Below are 18,289 nucleotides of genomic sequence, written 5' to 3'. Positions count from 1 at the left end.
TTAACTCCTTGCCTAAAGGACTGAATCAGCCTTGTTTTTTGGATACAGTTTCAGCGATGTGCGCCGGAGCTGTGTTGTATTTTTTGAATTCCATAGAGTAGCTTGCGCGACCCTGGGACATGGAGCGAACGTCGGTCGCGTAACCGAACATCTCACCCAACGGAACCTCGGCGCGAATCACTTTGCCGGAAACCGTGTCTTCCATACCCAAGATCATGCCGCGACGACGGTTAAGGTCGCCCATGACATCACCCATATAGTCTTCAGGTGTAACAACTTCTACCGCCATGATTGGCTCAAGCAACTCACCACCGCCCTTCTGGGCCAGTTGCTTGGTTGCCATGGAAGCAGCCACCTTAAACGCCATCTCGTTGGAGTCGACGTCGTGGTAAGAACCGTCAAAAACGGTTGCTTTCAGGCCGATCAGCGGATAGCCGGCAACAACACCGTTCTTCATCTGCTCTTCGATACCCTTCTGGATAGCAGGGATGTATTCCTTAGGAACAACACCACCTACTACTTCGTTCACGAATTGCAGACCTTCCTGACCTTCGTCAGCAGGAGCAAAACGGATCCAGCAGTGACCGAACTGACCACGACCGCCGGACTGACGAACGAACTTGCCTTCGATTTCACAGTTCTTCGTGATGCGCTCACGATAGGAAACCTGAGGCTTACCGATGTTGGCTTCGACGTTGAACTCACGGCGCATCCGGTCAACCAGGATGTCCAGGTGCAACTCGCCCATGCCGGAGATGATCGTTTGACCAGTCTCTTCATCAGTCTTGACGCGGAAAGATGGATCTTCCTGAGCAAGTTTGCCCAGCGCAATACCCATTTTTTCCTGGTCATCCTTGGTCTTAGGCTCTACGGCAACCGAGATAACCGGCTCCGGGAAGTCCATGCGAACCAGGATGATTGGCTTAGCAGCGTCGCACAAGGTCTCACCAGTGGTGACATCCTTCATGCCGATCAAGGCCGCGATGTCGCCAGCGCGTACTTCCTTGATCTCTTCACGGGCGTTTGCGTGCATTTGCACCATACGACCCACACGCTCTTTCTTGCCCTTGACCGAGTTGATCACGCCGTCGCCGGAGGCCAACACGCCCGAGTAAACGCGGACGAAAGTCAGGGTACCCACGAATGGGTCGGTAGCGATCTTGAACGCCAGAGCCGAGAACGGCTCGCTGTCGTCAGCGTGACGCTCCATCTCTTCTTCCTCGTTATCAGGGTTAGTACCCTTGATAGCAGGAATGTCAGTTGGAGCAGGCAGGTAGTCGATAACGGCGTCGAGAACCAGGGGAACACCCTTGTTCTTGAAGGAAGAACCGCAAACAGCCAAGACGATCTCACCAGCGATAGTACGCTGACGCAGAGCAGCCTTGATTTCCACGTTGGTGAGTTCTTCACCTTCGAGGTACTTGTTCATCAGCTCTTCGCTGGCTTCGGCAGCAGCCTCAACCAGGTTATTGCGCCACTCGTCAGCCAGCTCCTGCAATTCTGCAGGGATAGGCTTACGAACAGGAACCATACCTTTGTCGGCGTCATTCCAGTAGACGGCTTCCATGGTGATCAGATCGATCTGGCCCTGGAAGTTGTCTTCGGAACCGATAGCCAATTGGATTGGCACCGGAGTGTGACCCAGACGCTGCTTGATCTGACCGATCACGCGCAGGAAGTTCGCACCAGCACGGTCCATCTTGTTTACGTAAACAAGACGTGGAACACCGTACTTGTTGGCTTGACGCCATACGGTTTCCGACTGAGGCTCAACGCCCGAAGTACCGCAGAACACAACGACCGCGCCGTCGAGTACACGCAGGGAACGCTCAACTTCAATGGTGAAGTCTACGTGGCCCGGGGTATCGATTACGTTGAAGCGGTGCTCGTCCTTGTACTGCTTGGCAGAACCTTTCCAGAAGGCGGTAATAGCAGCAGAAGTAATGGTAATACCACGCTCCTGCTCCTGAACCATCCAGTCTGTGGTCGCGGCGCCATCATGCACCTCGCCCATTTTGTGACTTTTGCCGGTGTAAAACAGTACGCGCTCGGTGGTGGTGGTTTTACCAGCATCCACGTGAGCAACGATACCGATGTTACGGTAGCGGCTAATCGGAGTAGTACGAGCCATAAAGCCCTCGCAAAATTAGTGAAGCTAAGATTAGAAGCGGTAGTGCGAGAAAGCTTTGTTAGCTTCAGCCATACGGTGCACGTCTTCACGCTTCTTAACAGCAGCACCTTTACCTTCAGCAGCGTCCAACAGCTCGCCGGCCAAACGCAGAGCCATAGACTTCTCGCCGCGCTTACGGGCGAAGTCTACCAACCAGCGCATTGCCAGGGCGTTACGACGGGACGGACGAACTTCGACCGGAACCTGGTAAGTAGCACCGCCTACACGGCGCGACTTCACTTCGACCAGCGGAGCGATGGCGTCGAGAGCTTTCTCGAAGATTTCCAGGGGGTCGCTGTTCTTGCGTTCTTTAACCTTTTCCAGCGCGCCATAAACGATACGCTCGGCAACGGCTTTCTTGCCGCTTTCCATCACGTGGTTCATGAACTTGGCCAGAATTTGGCTTCCGTATTTTGGATCGTCAAGCACTTCGCGCTTGGCTGCTACGCGTCTTCTTGGCATGGATAAGCCCTCAAACGGTCTTCAGGTTCGTTCGGAATCGGTGCCCTTGCGGGACGCCTCCGACCTTACTCTTATCGACTCAGAAAATAAGATGATTCAGTTTACAAAAAGCCGCTACTACTTAGGCTTCTTGGTACCGTACTTCGAACGACCCTGGTTACGACCTTTAACGCCGGAAGTATCCAAGGAGCCGCGTACGGTGTGGTAACGAACACCTGGCAAGTCTTTTACACGACCGCCGCGGATCAGTACCACGCTGTGCTCTTGCAGGTTGTGACCTTCACCACCGATGTACGAGGAAACCTCGAAACCGTTGGTCAGGCGCACACGGCATACTTTACGCAGTGCCGAGTTAGGTTTTTTCGGCGTAGTGGTATACACGCGAGTGCATACGCCACGACGTTGCGGGCAGTTCTGCAGCGCAGGTACGTCGGATTTCTCGACGATACGCTTACGCGGCTGACGTACCAGCTGGTTGATAGTTGCCATCTACTAGCTCCACTGTTGTCTTGCGACGCTATTGTCTTGCAAGAAAAGCAAAATGGCAGGAACGAATTCCCGCCAAATTTAGGGGTACAAGAGTCTAAAGAGGATCTTGCCCCCAGTCAAGGCAAGGCCCCGACCTCCCCCTCCATCGAAACCCGACAAAACTGTCTTGTTCCGACGAACGGGGCTGCCAGGGCCCGGACTTATTTATCGCAGAACTCAGTTACCGCTAGAGTTCAGCGCTTCGGTCAGTGCAGCTTCCACTTCACTGGCGCTTACGCGCAGCGGCTTGTCGAGTTCACGGCGACGCTTACGCTCGCTGTGGTAGGCCAAGCCGGTACCGGCCGGGATCAGTCGACCCACAACCACGTTTTCTTTCAGGCCGCGCAGGTAATCGCGCTTGCCGGTTACCGCTGCTTCGGTCAGTACGCGAGTGGTCTCCTGGAAGGAGGCCGCCGAGATGAACGACTCAGTGGACAACGACGCCTTGGTGATACCCAGCAACACGCGAGTGAACTTGGAAACAAATTTCTCTTCGGTTGCCAGACGCTCGTTTTCTACCAGTACGTGAGTCAGTTCCATCTGGTCGCCCTTGATGAAACTCGAATCGCCGGATTCAGCGATTTCAACTTTACGCAGCATCTGACGCAGGATGGTCTCGATGTGCTTATCGTTGATCTTCACGCCTTGCAGACGGTAAACGTCCTGGATCTCGTTAACGATGTACTTGGCCAGCGCACTCACACCCAGCAGACGCAGGATGTCGTGTGGATCGCTCGGACCGTCGGAGATAACTTCGCCGCGGTTTACCTGTTCGCCTTCGAACACGTTCAGGTGACGCCACTTCGGAATCAGCTCTTCATACGGATCGCTACCGTCGTTCGGGGTAATGACCAGACGGCGCTTGCCCTTGGTCTCTTTACCGAACGCGATGGTGCCGCTGACTTCAGCCAGGATCGACGCTTCTTTCGGACGACGAGCTTCGAACAAGTCGGCAACACGCGGCAGACCACCGGTGATGTCACGGGTCTTCGAAGTTTCTTGCGGGATACGCGCGATAACATCACCGATCGCGATCTTCGCACCATCCGCTACACCGACCAGGGCGTTGGCTGGCAGGAAGTACTGAGCGATAACGTCAGTGCCTGGCAGCAACAGATCCTTGCCGTTGTCATCGACCATCTTCACGGCAGGACGGATGTCTTTACCGGCAGCTGGACGATCTTTGGCGTCGAGTACTTCAATGTTGGTCATACCGGTCAATTCGTCAGTCTGACGCTTGATCGTGATGCCTTCTTCCATGCCCACGTAGGTCACGGTACCTTTCATTTCGGTAACGATTGGGTGAGTGTGCGGATCCCACTTGGCCACGATTGCGCCAGCGTCGACCTTGTCACCTTCTTTAACCGAAATCACAGCACCGTACGGCAGCTTGTAACGCTCACGCTCACGACCGAAGTCATCAGCAATCGCCAGCTCACCGGAACGGGACACAGCAACCAGGTGGCCATCCACTCGCTCAACGTGTTTCAGGTTGTGCAGACGGACAGTACCGCCATTCTTCACCTGAACGCTGTCGGCTGCGGAGGTCCGGCTTGCCGCACCACCGATGTGGAACGTACGCATGGTCAGCTGGGTACCCGGCTCACCGATGGACTGGGCAGCGATAACGCCGACCGCTTCACCGATGTTCACCTGGTGGCCACGAGCCAAGTCACGGCCGTAGCACTTGGCGCAGATACCGTAGCGGGTTTCGCAGCTGATCGGCGAGCGAACAATCACTTCGTCGATGCTGTTGAGTTCGATGAACTCGACCCACTTCTCATCCACCAGGGTGCCGGCAGGAACGATAACTTCCTCGGTACCTGGCTTGAACACGTCACGGGCAATAACACGACCCAATACGCGCTCACCCAGCGGCTCTACAACGTCACCGCCTTCAATGTGCGGAGTCATCAGCAGGCCGTGCTCGGTGCCGCAATCGATCTCGGTTACAACCAGATCTTGTGCAACGTCTACCAGACGACGAGTCAGGTAACCGGAGTTAGCGGTTTTCAACGCGGTATCCGCCAGACCTTTACGAGCACCGTGAGTAGAGATGAAGTACTGAAGTACGCTCAAACCTTCACGGAAGTTCGCAGTAATCGGCGTTTCGATGATGGAACCGTCCGGCTTGGCCATCAGGCCACGCATACCGGCGAGCTGACGGATCTGCGCAGCAGAACCCCGTGCGCCCGAGTCGGCCATCATGTACATCGAGTTGAAAGACTCTTGATCGACTTCCACGCCATGACGGTCGATAACCTTCTCTTTCGAGAGGTTGGCCATCATTGCCTTGGACACTTCGTCGTTGGCCTTGGACCAAAGGTCGATCACTTTGTTGTACTTCTCGCCCTGGGTTACCAGGCCGGAGGCGTACTGGCTCTCGATCTCTTTCACTTCGTCAGTAGCAGCACTGATGATGCGGGCTTTTTCATCCGGGATAACGAAGTCGTTAACACCGATGGAAACGCCGGAAATGGTCGAATAAGCAAAACCGGTGTACATCAACTGGTCAGCGAAGATCACGGTCTCTTTCAGACCAACCACGCGGTAGCACTGGTTGATCAGCTTGGAGATCGCCTTTTTCTTCATCGGCAGGTTGACGACGTCGTACGACAGACCTTTTGGCACAACCTGGTACAACAGCGCACGGCCGACAGTGGTGTCGACGATACGGGTGTTGCTCACGCTGCCGCCGTCACGGTCGTTGACGGTTTCGTGAATGCGCACTTTGACCTTGGCGTGCAGTGCGGCTTCGCCGGCACGGAACACACGGTCAACTTCTTGCAGGTCAGCGAACACACGACCTTCGCCCTTGGCGTTGATCGCTTCACGGGTCATGTAGTACAGACCCAATACAACGTCCTGCGACGGAACGATGATTGGCTCACCGTTGGCTGGCGACAGAATGTTGTTGGTCGACATCATCAACGCACGCGCTTCCAACTGGGCTTCCAGTGTCAGCGGTACGTGCACGGCCATTTGGTCGCCGTCGAAGTCGGCGTTGTACGCAGCACAGACCAGAGGGTGCAGCTGGATAGCCTTACCTTCGATCAGTACCGGTTCAAACGCCTGGATACCCAGACGGTGAAGGGTCGGTGCACGGTTGAGGAGGACCGGGTGTTCGCGAATCACTTCAGCGAGAACGTCCCAAACCTCTGGCAGTTCGCGCTCGACCATTTTCTTGGCCGCTTTGATGGTGGTCGCGAGACCGCGCATTTCCAGCTTGCCGAAGATGAAAGGCTTGAACAGCTCAAGCGCCATCTTCTTAGGCAGACCGCACTGGTGCAGACGCAGGGTCGGGCCTACGGTAATTACCGAACGACCGGAGTAGTCAACACGCTTACCGAGCAAGTTCTGACGGAAACGACCTTGCTTACCCTTGATCATGTCAGCCAGGGATTTCAGAGGACGCTTGTTGGAACCGGTAATAGCGCGGCCACGACGACCGTTGTCGAGCAAGGCGTCGACCGCTTCTTGCAACATACGCTTTTCGTTGCGCACGATGATGTCCGGAGCGGACAGATCAAGCAGGCGCTTCAAGCGGTTGTTACGGTTGATCACGCGGCGGTACAGGTCGTTGAGGTCGGACGTCGCGAAACGACCACCGTCCAACGGTACCAGCGGACGCAGGTCTGGCGGCAGAACCGGCAGAACGGTCAGCACCATCCACTCTGGCAGGTTGCCGGAACCCTGGAAGGCTTCCATCAACTTCAGACGCTTGGACAGCTTCTTGATCTTGGTTTCGGAGTTGGTTTGCGGAATTTCTTCACGCAGGCGGCCAATCTCGTGCTCCAGGTCGATAGCGTGCAGCAGTTCGCGGACAGCTTCGGCACCCATGCGGGCATCGAAATCGTCGCCGAACTCTTCCAGCGCTTCGAAGTACTGCTCGTCGTTGAGCAGCTGACCTTTTTCAAGGGTGGTCATGCCTGGGTCGATAACGACATAGCTCTCGAAGTAGAGAACGCGTTCGATATCACGCAGGGTCATGTCCATCAGCAAGCCGATACGGGACGGCAGCGATTTCAGGAACCAGATGTGGGCAACCGGCGAAGCCAGCTCGATGTGCGCCATGCGCTCACGACGAACCTTGGCCAGTGCAACTTCAACGCCGCACTTCTCGCAGATCACACCACGGTGCTTCAAGCGCTTGTACTTACCGCACAGGCACTCGTAATCCTTTACCGGGCCAAAGATCTTGGCGCAGAACAGGCCGTCACGCTCAGGTTTGAACGTACGGTAGTTGATGGTTTCCGGCTTTTTAACTTCACCGAACGACCACGAACGGATCATCTCAGGCGATGCCAATCCAATACGGATGGCGTCGAACTCTTCGACTTGACCCTGGTTTTTCAGCAAATTCAGTAGGTCTTTCAAGGCCTTTCCTCCTGGCGGAGCAGAGAGCGGGCATCACTGCCCCGCTCTCGATTCGCGTCACGTGTTATTCGGTTTCCAGATCGATATCGATGCCGAGGGAACGAATTTCTTTGATCAACACGTTGAAAGACTCGGGCATGCCCGGCTCCATACGGTGATCGCCGTCCACGATGTTTTTGTACATCTTGGTACGACCGTTCACATCGTCCGACTTCACTGTGAGCATTTCTTGCAGAGTGTATGCAGCACCGTATGCTTCCAGTGCCCACACCTCCATCTCCCCGAAACGCTGACCACCGAACTGAGCCTTACCACCCAGCGGCTGCTGGGTAACCAGGCTGTACGAACCGGTAGAACGAGCGTGCATCTTGTCGTCTACCAAGTGGTTCAGCTTCAGCATGTACATGTAGCCAACAGTAACCGGGCGCTCGAACTTGTTGCCGGTACGGCCGTCGAACAGCTGCATCTGGCCGCTTTCTGGCAGGTCTGCCAGTTTCAGCATGGCCTTGATCTCGCTTTCCTTGGCACCGTCGAACACCGGGGTAGCCATTGGAACGCCGCCGCGCAGGTTTTTCGCCAGATCCAGGATTTCCTGGTCGGAGAAAGTGTCCAGCTCTTCTTTGCGGCCGCCGATCTCGTTGTAGATCTCGTGCAGGAACTTACGCAGGTCTGCGACCTTGCGCTGCTCTTCGATCATACGGTTGATCTTCTCGCCCAGACCTTTAGCCGCGAGGCCCAGGTGGGTTTCAAGGATCTGACCAACGTTCATACGCGAAGGTACGCCCAACGGGTTGAGGACGACGTCGACCGGGGTGCCATTGGCATCGTGCGGCATGTCTTCAACCGGCATGATCACGGAGACCACACCTTTGTTACCGTGACGACCGGCCATCTTGTCGCCCGGCTGAATGCGACGACGGATTGCCAGGTAAACCTTGACGATTTTCAGCACGCCTGGAGCCAGGTCATCGCCCTGCTGCAGTTTGCGCTTCTTGTCTTCGAACTTGTCGTCCAGCAGACGGCGGCGATCAACGATGTAGGCCTGGGCCTTCTCGAGCTGCTCGTTCAGAGCATCTTCAGCCATGCGCAGTTTGAACCACTGGCCGTGCTCAAGACCGTCGAGGATTTCGTCGGTGATATCCTGACCTTTCTTCAGACCTGCGCCGCCTTCAGCCTTGTGGCCTACCAGGGCAGAACGCAGACGTTCGAAGGTCGCGCCTTCAACGATACGGAACTCTTCGTTCAAATCCTTGCGGATTTCGTCGAGTTGAGTCTTCTCGATGGACAGTGCACGAGCATCACGCTCGACGCCGTCACGGGTGAAGACCTGTACGTCGATGACAGTACCCTTGGTACCAGTAGGTACGCGCAGGGAGGTGTCTTTAACGTCGCTGGCTTTTTCGCCGAAGATGGCACGCAGCAGCTTCTCTTCCGGAGTCAGTTGGGTCTCGCCTTTCGGAGTGACCTTACCGACCAGGATGTCGCCAGCGCCAACTTCAGCACCTACGTAAACGATACCGGCTTCGTCCAGCTTGTTCAGCGCAGCTTCACCCACGTTCGGGATGTCTGCAGTGATTTCCTCTGGCCCAAGCTTGGTGTCACGTGCCACACAGGTCAGTTCCTGGATGTGGATCGTGGTGAAACGGTCTTCTTGAACAACACGCTCGGACAGGCAGATGGAGTCTTCGAAGTTGAAGCCGTTCCACGCCATGAACGCGATGCGCATGTTCTGACCCAGAGCCAACTCACCCATATCGGTGGACGGACCGTCGGCCATGATGTCGCTACGCTGAACGCGATCACCCTTACGCACCAGCGGACGCTGGTTGATGCAGGTGTTCTGGTTCGAGCGGGTGTATTTGGTCAGGTTGTAGATGTCGACACCGGCTTCGCCAGTTTCAACTTCGTCATCGGCAACACGAACCACGATACGGCTGGCATCAACAGAGTCGATCACGCCGCCACGACGAGCCACGACGCAAACGCCGGAGTCACGGGCTACGTTACGCTCCATGCCGGTACCTACCAGCGGCTTGTCAGCGCGCAGGGTCGGTACAGCTTGACGCTGCATGTTGGAACCCATCAACGCACGGTTGGCGTCATCGTGTTCCAGGAACGGGATCAGCGATGCTGCAACCGAAACTACCTGCTTGGGCGATACGTCCATCAAGGTGACGTCTTCCGGCGCCTTGACGGTGAACTCGTTCAAGTGACGAACAGCTACCAGCTCGTCGATCAGGACTTTCTTGTCGTTCATCGTGGCCGAAGCCTGAGCGATCACGTGATCAGCTTCTTCGATGGCGGACAGGAAGACGATCTCGTCGGTGACCAGGGCGTCTTTCACCACGCGGTACGGGCTCTCGAGGAAGCCATACTGGTTGGTGCGCGCATAGGCAGCCAGGGAGTTGATCAGACCGATGTTCGGACCTTCCGGCGTTTCGATCGGGCAAACACGACCGTAGTGCGTCGGGTGTACGTCACGAACCTCAAAGCCAGCACGCTCACGGGTCAGACCGCCCGGGCCCAGTGCAGAAACACGGCGCTTGTGGGTGATCTCGGAGAGCGGGTTGTTCTGGTCCATGAACTGCGAGAGCTGGCTGGAGCCGAAGAACTCTTTCACCGCCGCAGCCACTGGCTTGGCGTTGATCAGGTCTTGCGGCATCAGGCCTTCGCTTTCGGCCATCGACAGACGCTCTTTGACCGCACGCTCAACACGTACCAGGCCAACGCGGAACTGGTTCTCGGCCATTTCGCCTACGCAGCGAACACGACGGTTACCCAGGTGGTCGATGTCATCGACGATGCCTTTACCGTTACGGATGTCGACCAGAGTCTTCAGGACCGCAACGATGTCTTCCTTGCACAGCACGCCCGAACCTTCGATCTCGGTACGACCGATACGACGGTTGAACTTCATCCGGCCGACCGCAGACAGGTCATAGCGCTCAGGGCTGAAGAACAGGTTGTTGAACAGGGTTTCGGCAGCGTCTTTGGTTGGTGGCTCGCCAGGACGCATCATGCGATAGATTTCGACCAGCGCTTCCAATTGGTTGCTGGTGGAGTCGATCTTCAGGGTGTCGGAGACGAACGGACCGCAGTCGATATCGTTGGTGTACAGGGTCTCGATGCGAACAACCTGGGCCTTGGCGATTTTTGCCAGGATCTCGGTGTTCAGCTCGGTGTTGCACTCAGCCAGGATCTCGCCTGTCGCCGGGTGAACGATAACCTTGGCGGTAGTGCGGCCCAGGACGTAGTCCAGAGGCACGTCCAGCGACTTGATACCGGCTTTTTCGATCTGGTTGATGTGGCGCGCAGTAATACGACGGCCAGCCTCAACAATGACCTTGCCCTTCTCATCCTGGATGTCCAGGACGGCAATTTCACCACGCAGACGCGAAGCAATCAGTTCCAGGCTGAGGGTTTCATCCTTCAGGCTGAATACGTTGGTGGTGTAGAAAGCGTCCAGCACTTGCTCAGTGGTATAGCCGAGCGCGCGCAGCAGTACCGAGGCCGGCAGCTTTCGACGACGGTCGATACGCACGAACACGCAGTCTTTAGGGTCGAACTCGAAGTCCAACCACGAACCACGGTACGGAATGATCCGCGCGGAGTACAGGAGCTTACCGGAGCTGTGCGTCTTGCCGCGGTCGTGGTCGAAGAACACGCCCGGGGAACGGTGCAGCTGGGAAACGATTACACGCTCGGTACCGTTGATAACGAAGGTACCGTTCTCAGTCATCAATGGGATTTCGCCCATGTAGACTTCTTGCTCTTTGATGTCCTTGATCGCTTTGTTCGACGATTCTTTGTCGAAAATGATCAGACGAACTTTTACCCGCAAAGGTACGGCGTACGTAACACCGCGCAACACGCATTCTTTGACATCAAATGCCGGTTCGCCCAGGCGATAACCGACGTACTCCAGCGCAGCATTGCCGGAGTAGCTGATGATCGGGAAAACGGATTTGAAGGCCGCATGCAGGCCCACGTCGCGGAACTGATCTTTGGTCGCTCCCGCCTGCAAGAATTCACGATACGAATCCAGCTGGATAGCCAGAAGGTACGGGACATCCATGACGTCCGGCAACTTGCTAAAGTCCTTGCGGATACGTTTTTTCTCAGTATATGAGTAAGCCATCAGCGTTCCCCAGCTTGGTCACCTGCTTGTTTGGCCCCCCCGACGGGAGCAGCCAGAAAATCTTGCAAACCCCTTGGTTTGCACCACCGCATCGGGTGGCTACAGCGCGTTAGTGGCGGCGACCGAGTCGACAGCCAAGAACGGAAAAAGGCCGGTGGCAAGAGCCACCAGCCATCAGCCTTCAGCTTAACGCTTGGGCTGGAAACGCAAGGTCGATGCTTACTTCAGCTCGACTTTAGCGCCTGCTTCTTCCAGTACTGCTTTGGCTTTGTCAGCAGCGTCTTTGGACACAGCTTCCAGAACCTGGGCAGGAGCGCCGTCAACTACAGCCTTGGCTTCTTTCAGGCCCAGACCGGTCAGTTCACGTACTGCCTTGATCACGTTTACTTTCTTCTCGCCAGCTTCCAGCAGCATGACGTTGAATTCGGTTTGCTCTTCAGCAGCAACAGCAGCAACAGCTGGGCCAGCGGAAGCAGCGGCAGCGGAAACGCCGAATTTTTCTTCGAAAGCTTTGATCAGCTCAACAACCTGCAGAACCGACATTTCAGCTACGGCGTTGAGGATATCGTCTTGGGAGATAGACATTGCTGTATTTCCTGAATTGGGGGACGGCCTACGCGGCCATCGAAATAAACAAAAAAACGCGAGAGACGTTGCTCAGCCTTAGGCTGCTGCAGCTTCTTTTTGCTCGCGAACTGCGGCCAGAGTACGAGCCAGCTTGCTGGTAGCGCCTTGAATCACGCTCATCAGCTGCGAAATAGCTTCGTTACGGGTCGGCAGTGTTGCCAGTACGTCGATTTGGTTAGCTGCGAGGAACTTGCCCTCGAACGCAGCTGCCTTGATCTCGAACTTATCCTGACTCTTGGCGAATTCCTTGAACAAACGGGCAGCAGCGCCTGGATGGTCCTTGGAGAACGCGATCAGAGTCGGGCCGGTGAACACGTCGTTGAGGACACTGTATTCAGTGTCAGCAACAGCGCGCTTGAGCAGGGTGTTACGTACAACACGTACGTATACGCCAGCTTCACGAGCCTCTTTACGGAGTCCGGTCATAGCGCCTACTGTCACACCACGGGCATCAGCCACGACAGCGGACAGAGCAGCTTTGGCAGCCTCGTTGACTTCAGCGACGATGGCCTTCTTGTCTTCGAGATTAATTGCCACGGGTTTAACTCCTGCTTGTTACCGTTTCATCTGGCCTAGGCCGGATGTCGTTTTGGTGTCTGATTCGGTAAGGAACCGGGAGCACCATCTGCGTAGGCTTGATGGTTTAAGACTTGCGTCGCCTACGGTCTTGGATAGCCCCCGCCAGGCAGGGACCCCAATTTTTCAATTGGCGCAATCACTTGCGCCAACCTGTGTCTTATACGTCCAGCGAACCCTGGTCGATGACCAGACCTGGGCCCATAGTGGTGCTCAGGGTAACGCGCTTGACGTAGATACCTTTCGAAGAAGCTGGCTTGATACGCTTCAGATCAGCGATCAGGGCTTCAACGTTTTCCTTCAGCTTGACGGCGTCGAAGCCGACCTTGCCAACGGAAGTGTGAATGATGCCGTTTTTGTCGGTGCGATAACGAACCTGACCAGCCTTGGCGTTTTTAACCGCGGTAGCTACGTCTGGAGTTACGGTACCGACTTTCGGGTTAGGCATCAGACCACGTGGACCCAGGATCTGACCCAACTGACCTACAACGCGCATTGCATCCGGGGAAGCAATAACTACGTCGTAGTTCAGGTCGCCGCCTTTCATTTCGGCAGCCAGGTCGTCCATGCCAACGCGATCAGCGCCAGCGGCCAGAGCAGCTTCAGCTGCCGGGCCTTGGGTGAAGACAGCAACACGTACAGTCTTGCCAGTACCGTGTGGCAGCACAGTAGCGCTACGAACGACCTGGTCGGATTTACGTGGGTCAACACCCAGGTTTACAGCAACGTCAACGGACTCGCTGAACTTGACAGTCGACAGCTCGGTCAGCAGAGCAGCAGCATCTACAAAGTTGTAGGACTTGCCCGCTTCGATTTTGCCGGCGATAGCCTTTTGGCGCTTGGTCAGCTTAGCCATTACACACCCTCCACGTTAAGGCCCATGCTACGAGCAGAACCGGCGATGGTACGCACGGCTGCATCCATATCAGCTGCAGTCAGATCCGCGTTTTTGGTTTTCGCGATTTCTTCCAGCTGAGCACGAGTTACGGTGCCAACCTTAACGGTGTTCGGACGAGCGGAACCGCTAGTCAGACCAGCAGCTTTCTTCAACAGAACCGAAGCCGGGGTCGACTTGGTTTCGAAAGTGAAGCTACGGTCGCTGTATACAGTGATGATCACTGGAGTCGGCAGACCTGGCTCAATACCCTGGGTACGGGCGTTGAAGGCCTTGCAGAATTCCATGATGTTCACGCCGTGCTGACCCAGAGCTGGACCGACGGGTGGGCTAGGGTTGGCCTGAGCGGCCTTCACTTGCAGCTTGATGTAAGCGGTAATCTTCTTGGCCATGAGGCACTCCAATTACGGGTTCAAGCGCCTCGAAAGGCTCCCCGGTTACTTGCGCGTTTATCCCAGTGACGACAAAACCCCACAGCCTAAGGCTGCGGGGTTGGGATGCTTTGTCAGCTAGACCTTTTCGACCTGGCTGAACTCCAACTCTACCGGAGTAGAGCGACCGAAAATGAGCACCGCCACTTGGATCCGGCTCTTTTCGTAGTTAACTTCTTCGACAGTACCGTTGAAATCAGCAAACGGACCATCAGTGACACGAACAACCTCACCCGGCTCGAACAACGTCTTCGGCTTCGGCTTGTCGCTACCGTCAGCAACACGACGCAGAATCGCTTCTGCCTCCTTGTCAGTGATCGGTGCAGGCTTATCAGCGGTACCGCCGATGAAGCCCATGACGCGAGGAGTGTCCTTGACCAAGTGCCAAGTACCCTCATTCATGTCCATCTGTACCAGCACGTAGCCAGGGAAGAACTTGCGCTCGCTTTTGCGTTTCTGGCCATTACGCATTTCAACCACTTCTTCAGTGGGAACCAGAATTTCGCCGAAGCCATCTTCCATGCCTGCCAGCTTTACGCGCTCTAGCAAAGAGCGCATAACATGCTTCTCGTAACCCGAGTAAGCATGCACAACGTACCAACGCTTAGCCACGGGACACCCTTAGCCAACAATCAAGGAAACAAGCCAGCCGAGCAGGGAATCAAGACCCCACAACAGCAACGCCATAACCAGAACAACAGCCACAACAATCAGCGTGGTCTGCGTGGTTTCTTGGCGAGTTGGCCAAACGACTTTACGTATTTCGGTGCGAGCTTCCTTTACCAGCACAGCGAAAGACTTACCCTTTACTGTCTGCAGACCAATGAAAACGGCCACAGCAGCAAGAGCAAGCAATACGAGTACGCGGTACAGGATCGGCGAAGCAGAATAATACTGATTGCCAACAACGCCTACGACCACCAAAGCGACGACAGCGAGCCACTTAACCAGATCGAAACGAGAGCTTTGAGCTTCAGCCTTAGGAGTCATCTATGAAGATCCTGTGAAAAGAAAGCCAGATACACCACGTGAATCTGGCAGGTCAGGAGGGAATCGAACCCCCAACCTACGGTTTTGGAGACCGTCGCTCTGCCAATTGAGCTACTGACCTAAAACAAAATCAGGCCGACCATTATGCAGGCCTGAAAAAGACTTTACAACAACCAACCCCAATAGACTTGAAACAACCCGATAACACCAGGCAAAACAAGATCAAGCCGAGGCAGCTGTTAAAACAAAGGCAGATATTTTCATATCTGCCTTGTTATATGGAGCTCTTGAGCGGATTTGAACCGCTGACCTCACCCTTACCAAGGGTGTGCTCTACCAACTGAGCTACAAGAGCGAAACACCTTGCACAACCTGCAAACTTGGAGCGGGTAGCGGGAATCGAACCCGCATCATCAGCTTGGAAGGCTGAGGTTCTACCACTAAACTATACCCGCGGAGCTTGCAGCTCACGCTAAAAATGGTGGAGGGGGAAGGATTCGAACCTTCGAAGTCGTAGACGTCAGATTTACAGTCTGATCCCTTTGGCCGCTCGGGAACCCCTCCTAAGCGAGCCGGCATTTTACATTACGCCGACCTTCTGTCAAGCATTTTCTCATTAAAAATATGAGGTTAGCTGCGTGACGATCGCTTCACACCAACTTCCCAAGAGGGTCATCACTGTGGAGCGGGCGCCATTCTATGCAAACTATTCGACAGTTGCAATGCCTTCGCACGGCATTATTTTATGTTTTAACTCATTGAATTCATTAGCAAGGCTTTCAAAAGGCAGATCGTCAGCCAGACGGCGGCTTTCAGGCGCTACACGCAACCAGAAAGAAGGCGCACCCGCTGAGACCAACGACTGGATCCGGACCCTGATATCCAGACTGATAAGCCGCTGCTCCAGGAACTGCGCTTGCTCATGACTCGAAAACCCTCCGATATACAAGCAGCCAGCAGGCGCCTCCGGAGCCCTGGCCTTGTCACGCCGCGACACAGAGTCCGCCGACTCGCTCAGCAGCTGAATATCCTGCTGGGAGCCCCGGTACAGCGCCAACGGAGTGACATCCTTCGCACGCAGCGGAGCCTCTTGCTGGTGCCAGACGTAATAAAAAACATTGAGGACCAGCAGCAACAGAAACAACCAACGCATAAAAACCTCAGGACAAAGGGCACGCCATCGCCAAGCCAACAAATACCAGGTCCGGAACGAAGCGAGCGCCCGGCAAGGCGTCAGCGACCAACTCCGCATCCCCCCCCGTAAGAAACACCGAGAAGTCTTCCCCCCAATAACTGCGGGCCAGTTCCAGTTGTGACTGAGCAAAACCGCGGAGCATGAGCGTGCAACCTCGTTCAACGGCTTGGGCAGTGGTACGGCCAGGCACCAGGCTTTCCAACGCACGCTCAGCAGCAACATCGTCATACCGTATTTTACGGGTATGGGTTCGCAGCTGATTGCGCATCAGGGGCATGCCCGGGCAGATAAATCCTCCAAGATGCTCGCCATCAGCCGTGATGAAATCGGCAGTGGCCGCCGTACCAAAATCAAGCACCAGGCATGCTCCCGAGGCTAGCTGGAAGCCTCCAAGCATCGCCAGCCAACGATCCAGCCCTAGACGGGCGTAGTCTTCATACCCATTGCGCACGCCGGCCATTTCACGCGACGGCGCAGCACAGCTGATAGAAACACCAAAGGCCGCAACCAACACACCCGCCAGGCGGTTCGTCTCTTCCTGGGCGCGAACGCTGACCAATCTGCAATGCTGCAGCGACAGTCCAGTCAACGAATGAAGGCTACCCAGCAACGCCACATCGGAATCAACAACCCCTTCAGCAAAAACGGCTGCGTGGCTTGCCTCGAGTACTCGCCATTTGATGAAACTATTCCCACAGTCGAGCTCAAGAATCATCACGCAACCTCAGGCTTAACTCACCACCACTGTATATTTTCTCAACACCGTTTACTTCGAGACGTAGAGCGCCTTGATCATCAATACCCAGCACAACCCCGTCCACCTGGTTAACACCTGCGATCAATGACACCGCCTTTCCCTGCCATAGATGGTTTTGCTCCCACTCCTGGCGAATTACCGAAAAGCCGGAATCTCTATGATGATCGAGATAACCTTGTAACGCCTGACTCAGGTGTGCGACCAGATGATTTCGGTCTACCGCACGACCTGTTTCGAGCTGTATTGATGTCCACTGCTGATCCACTTCCGCGGCGCTCTGCATGTTCGCATTGATACCAATACCGAGCACTACATGGCATACGTCAGCAGGGTCCCCTACCAATTCAAGAAGGATGCCAGCTATCTTCTTCGAACCAACGAGCACGTCATTAGGCCACTTCAAACCCGAACCGTGGACACCAAAGTCGCGCAACGTTTGCATCACCGCCAAGCCCACGACGAGACTCAGCCCTTCTAGCTGTCGTAAACCGCCATCGATACGAAGCACAAGGCTGTAGTAAACATTCTGTGCAAATGGACTAACCCATTTACGCCCTCGACGCCCCCTTCCTGCGGTCTGCTGTTCTGAGAGAACAAGGAACGGCGCCACCTGCCCCGCCTCAATAAGGCGCAAAGCCTCGGCATTAGTGGAGCCGATGGTCTCGGATATAAAAACTGAACCTGCGCAGACCTGCGACTTGAGGGCGATCTCATCAGCGCTCAATAGAACCAGCGGGGACGCCAATTGATAGCCCCTCCCCCTGACCTTGTGAATTGTCAGATCCAGCTCGATCTCCAGATGCTGGAGTTGCTTCCACACAGCACTACGACTGACGCCCAGGGCGGCGCCTAGCGCTTCACCCGAGTGGAATCGGCCATCTTTCAGAAGTTTTAACAACGTCAGCATGCAAGTCTCGCCTCACAATGAGGCACGCATGATAGCCATGCGCAGAGCCATTGCATAGAAAGCAAGCTGGCTTATGGCGAGAGCGCAGGGACAGCTTGCTTTCTATGCAATGGCGATAGGCCAGAACCTTTTCGACCGCCCAAAACAAAACCCCAACTGCTTTCGCAATTGGGGTTTCGGAATTTAATCTTGACGATGACCTACTCTCACATGGGGAAACCCCACACTACCATCGG

The 18,289-nt window shown here is 55.3% G+C and carries 14 protein-coding genes and 4 tRNA genes; all 18 read right to left on the bottom strand.

What is annotated here, in order from left to right:
* Nucleotides 1–25: 25 nt before the first annotated feature.
* On the bottom strand, nucleotides 26–2,131 hold the full coding sequence (gene fusA, locus HBO24_RS03435) for an elongation factor G (RefSeq protein ID WP_029299268.1): 2,106 nt from the start codon (nucleotides 2,129–2,131) through the stop codon (nucleotides 26–28).
* A 30-nt stretch (nucleotides 2,132–2,161) separates the two neighbouring features.
* Nucleotides 2,162–2,632, bottom strand: coding sequence for a 30S ribosomal protein S7 (rpsG, locus tag HBO24_RS03430; protein ID WP_002555493.1), 471 nt, complete (start codon nucleotides 2,630–2,632; stop codon nucleotides 2,162–2,164).
* Between the two features lie 117 nt (nucleotides 2,633–2,749).
* On the bottom strand, nucleotides 2,750–3,121 hold the full coding sequence (rpsL, locus tag HBO24_RS03425; RefSeq protein ID WP_002555494.1) for a 30S ribosomal protein S12: 372 nt from the start codon (nucleotides 3,119–3,121) through the stop codon (nucleotides 2,750–2,752).
* Between the two features lie 216 nt (nucleotides 3,122–3,337).
* Nucleotides 3,338–7,537: a DNA-directed RNA polymerase subunit beta' gene (rpoC, locus tag HBO24_RS03420; RefSeq protein ID WP_057960765.1), complete on the bottom strand. Its 4,200-nt coding sequence runs from the start codon at nucleotides 7,535–7,537 to the stop codon at nucleotides 3,338–3,340.
* Between the two features lie 64 nt (nucleotides 7,538–7,601).
* Nucleotides 7,602–11,675, bottom strand: a complete 4,074-nt coding sequence (gene rpoB / locus HBO24_RS03415) for a DNA-directed RNA polymerase subunit beta (RefSeq protein ID WP_053138310.1) — start codon at nucleotides 11,673–11,675, stop codon at nucleotides 7,602–7,604.
* Nucleotides 11,676–11,894: 219 nt separating this feature from the next.
* A complete protein-coding gene (rplL, locus tag HBO24_RS03410) occupies nucleotides 11,895–12,260 on the bottom strand; it encodes a 50S ribosomal protein L7/L12 (RefSeq protein WP_003210093.1) in 366 nt (121 codons plus the stop codon).
* Between the two features lie 78 nt (nucleotides 12,261–12,338).
* Complete coding sequence (rplJ, locus tag HBO24_RS03405) at nucleotides 12,339–12,839, bottom strand: 50S ribosomal protein L10 (protein ID WP_003176433.1); 501 nt, start codon at nucleotides 12,837–12,839, stop codon at nucleotides 12,339–12,341.
* Between the two features lie 199 nt (nucleotides 12,840–13,038).
* Nucleotides 13,039–13,734, bottom strand: coding sequence for a 50S ribosomal protein L1 (gene rplA, locus HBO24_RS03400; protein ID WP_003176434.1), 696 nt, complete (start codon nucleotides 13,732–13,734; stop codon nucleotides 13,039–13,041).
* Nucleotides 13,734–14,165 (bottom strand): 50S ribosomal protein L11, encoded by a 432-nt coding sequence (gene rplK / locus HBO24_RS03395; protein ID WP_003210097.1) that lies wholly within the window; start codon nucleotides 14,163–14,165, stop codon nucleotides 13,734–13,736. Before rplK ends, rplA begins: the two co-directional genes overlap by 1 nt.
* Before the next feature lie 117 nt (nucleotides 14,166–14,282).
* Nucleotides 14,283–14,816 (bottom strand): transcription termination/antitermination protein NusG, encoded by a 534-nt coding sequence (nusG, locus tag HBO24_RS03390; protein ID WP_003176436.1) that lies wholly within the window; start codon nucleotides 14,814–14,816, stop codon nucleotides 14,283–14,285.
* Nucleotides 14,817–14,825: 9 nt separating this feature from the next.
* Entirely contained in the window at nucleotides 14,826–15,194 is a 369-nt protein-coding gene (gene secE, locus HBO24_RS03385) for a preprotein translocase subunit SecE (RefSeq protein WP_029299242.1), read from the bottom strand.
* 45 nt (nucleotides 15,195–15,239) lie between these two features.
* Nucleotides 15,240–15,315, bottom strand: a tRNA-Trp gene (locus HBO24_RS03380).
* Between the two features lie 158 nt (nucleotides 15,316–15,473).
* Nucleotides 15,474–15,549: transfer RNA gene (locus HBO24_RS03375), tRNA-Thr, on the bottom strand.
* Between the two features lie 26 nt (nucleotides 15,550–15,575).
* A tRNA-Gly gene (locus HBO24_RS03370) sits at nucleotides 15,576–15,649 on the bottom strand.
* 24 nt (nucleotides 15,650–15,673) lie between these two features.
* Nucleotides 15,674–15,758: transfer RNA gene (locus HBO24_RS03365), tRNA-Tyr, on the bottom strand.
* 142 nt (nucleotides 15,759–15,900) lie between these two features.
* The gene (locus HBO24_RS03360; protein ID WP_115129114.1) at nucleotides 15,901–16,347 is read right to left on the bottom strand and encodes a hypothetical protein; all 447 of its coding nucleotides are present in this window, start codon (nucleotides 16,345–16,347) and stop codon (nucleotides 15,901–15,903) included.
* Nucleotides 16,348–16,354: 7 nt separating this feature from the next.
* Entirely contained in the window at nucleotides 16,355–17,104 is a 750-nt protein-coding gene (locus tag HBO24_RS03355; RefSeq protein ID WP_169959840.1) for a pantothenate kinase, read from the bottom strand.
* Entirely contained in the window at nucleotides 17,094–18,053 is a 960-nt protein-coding gene (gene birA, locus HBO24_RS03350; RefSeq protein ID WP_057438742.1) for a bifunctional biotin--[acetyl-CoA-carboxylase] ligase/biotin operon repressor BirA, read from the bottom strand. The genes HBO24_RS03355 and birA overlap by 11 nt, the downstream gene beginning before the upstream one ends.
* Nucleotides 18,054–18,289 lie beyond the last annotated feature (236 nt).

It is taken from the genome of Pseudomonas sp. WS 5410 (assembly GCF_012985645.1).
GTDB lineage: Bacteria > Pseudomonadota > Gammaproteobacteria > Pseudomonadales > Pseudomonadaceae > Aquipseudomonas > Aquipseudomonas shahriarae.
The sequence above is the reverse complement of the archived record's forward strand: the minus strand, read 5'-3'. Positions and strand labels throughout refer to the sequence as shown.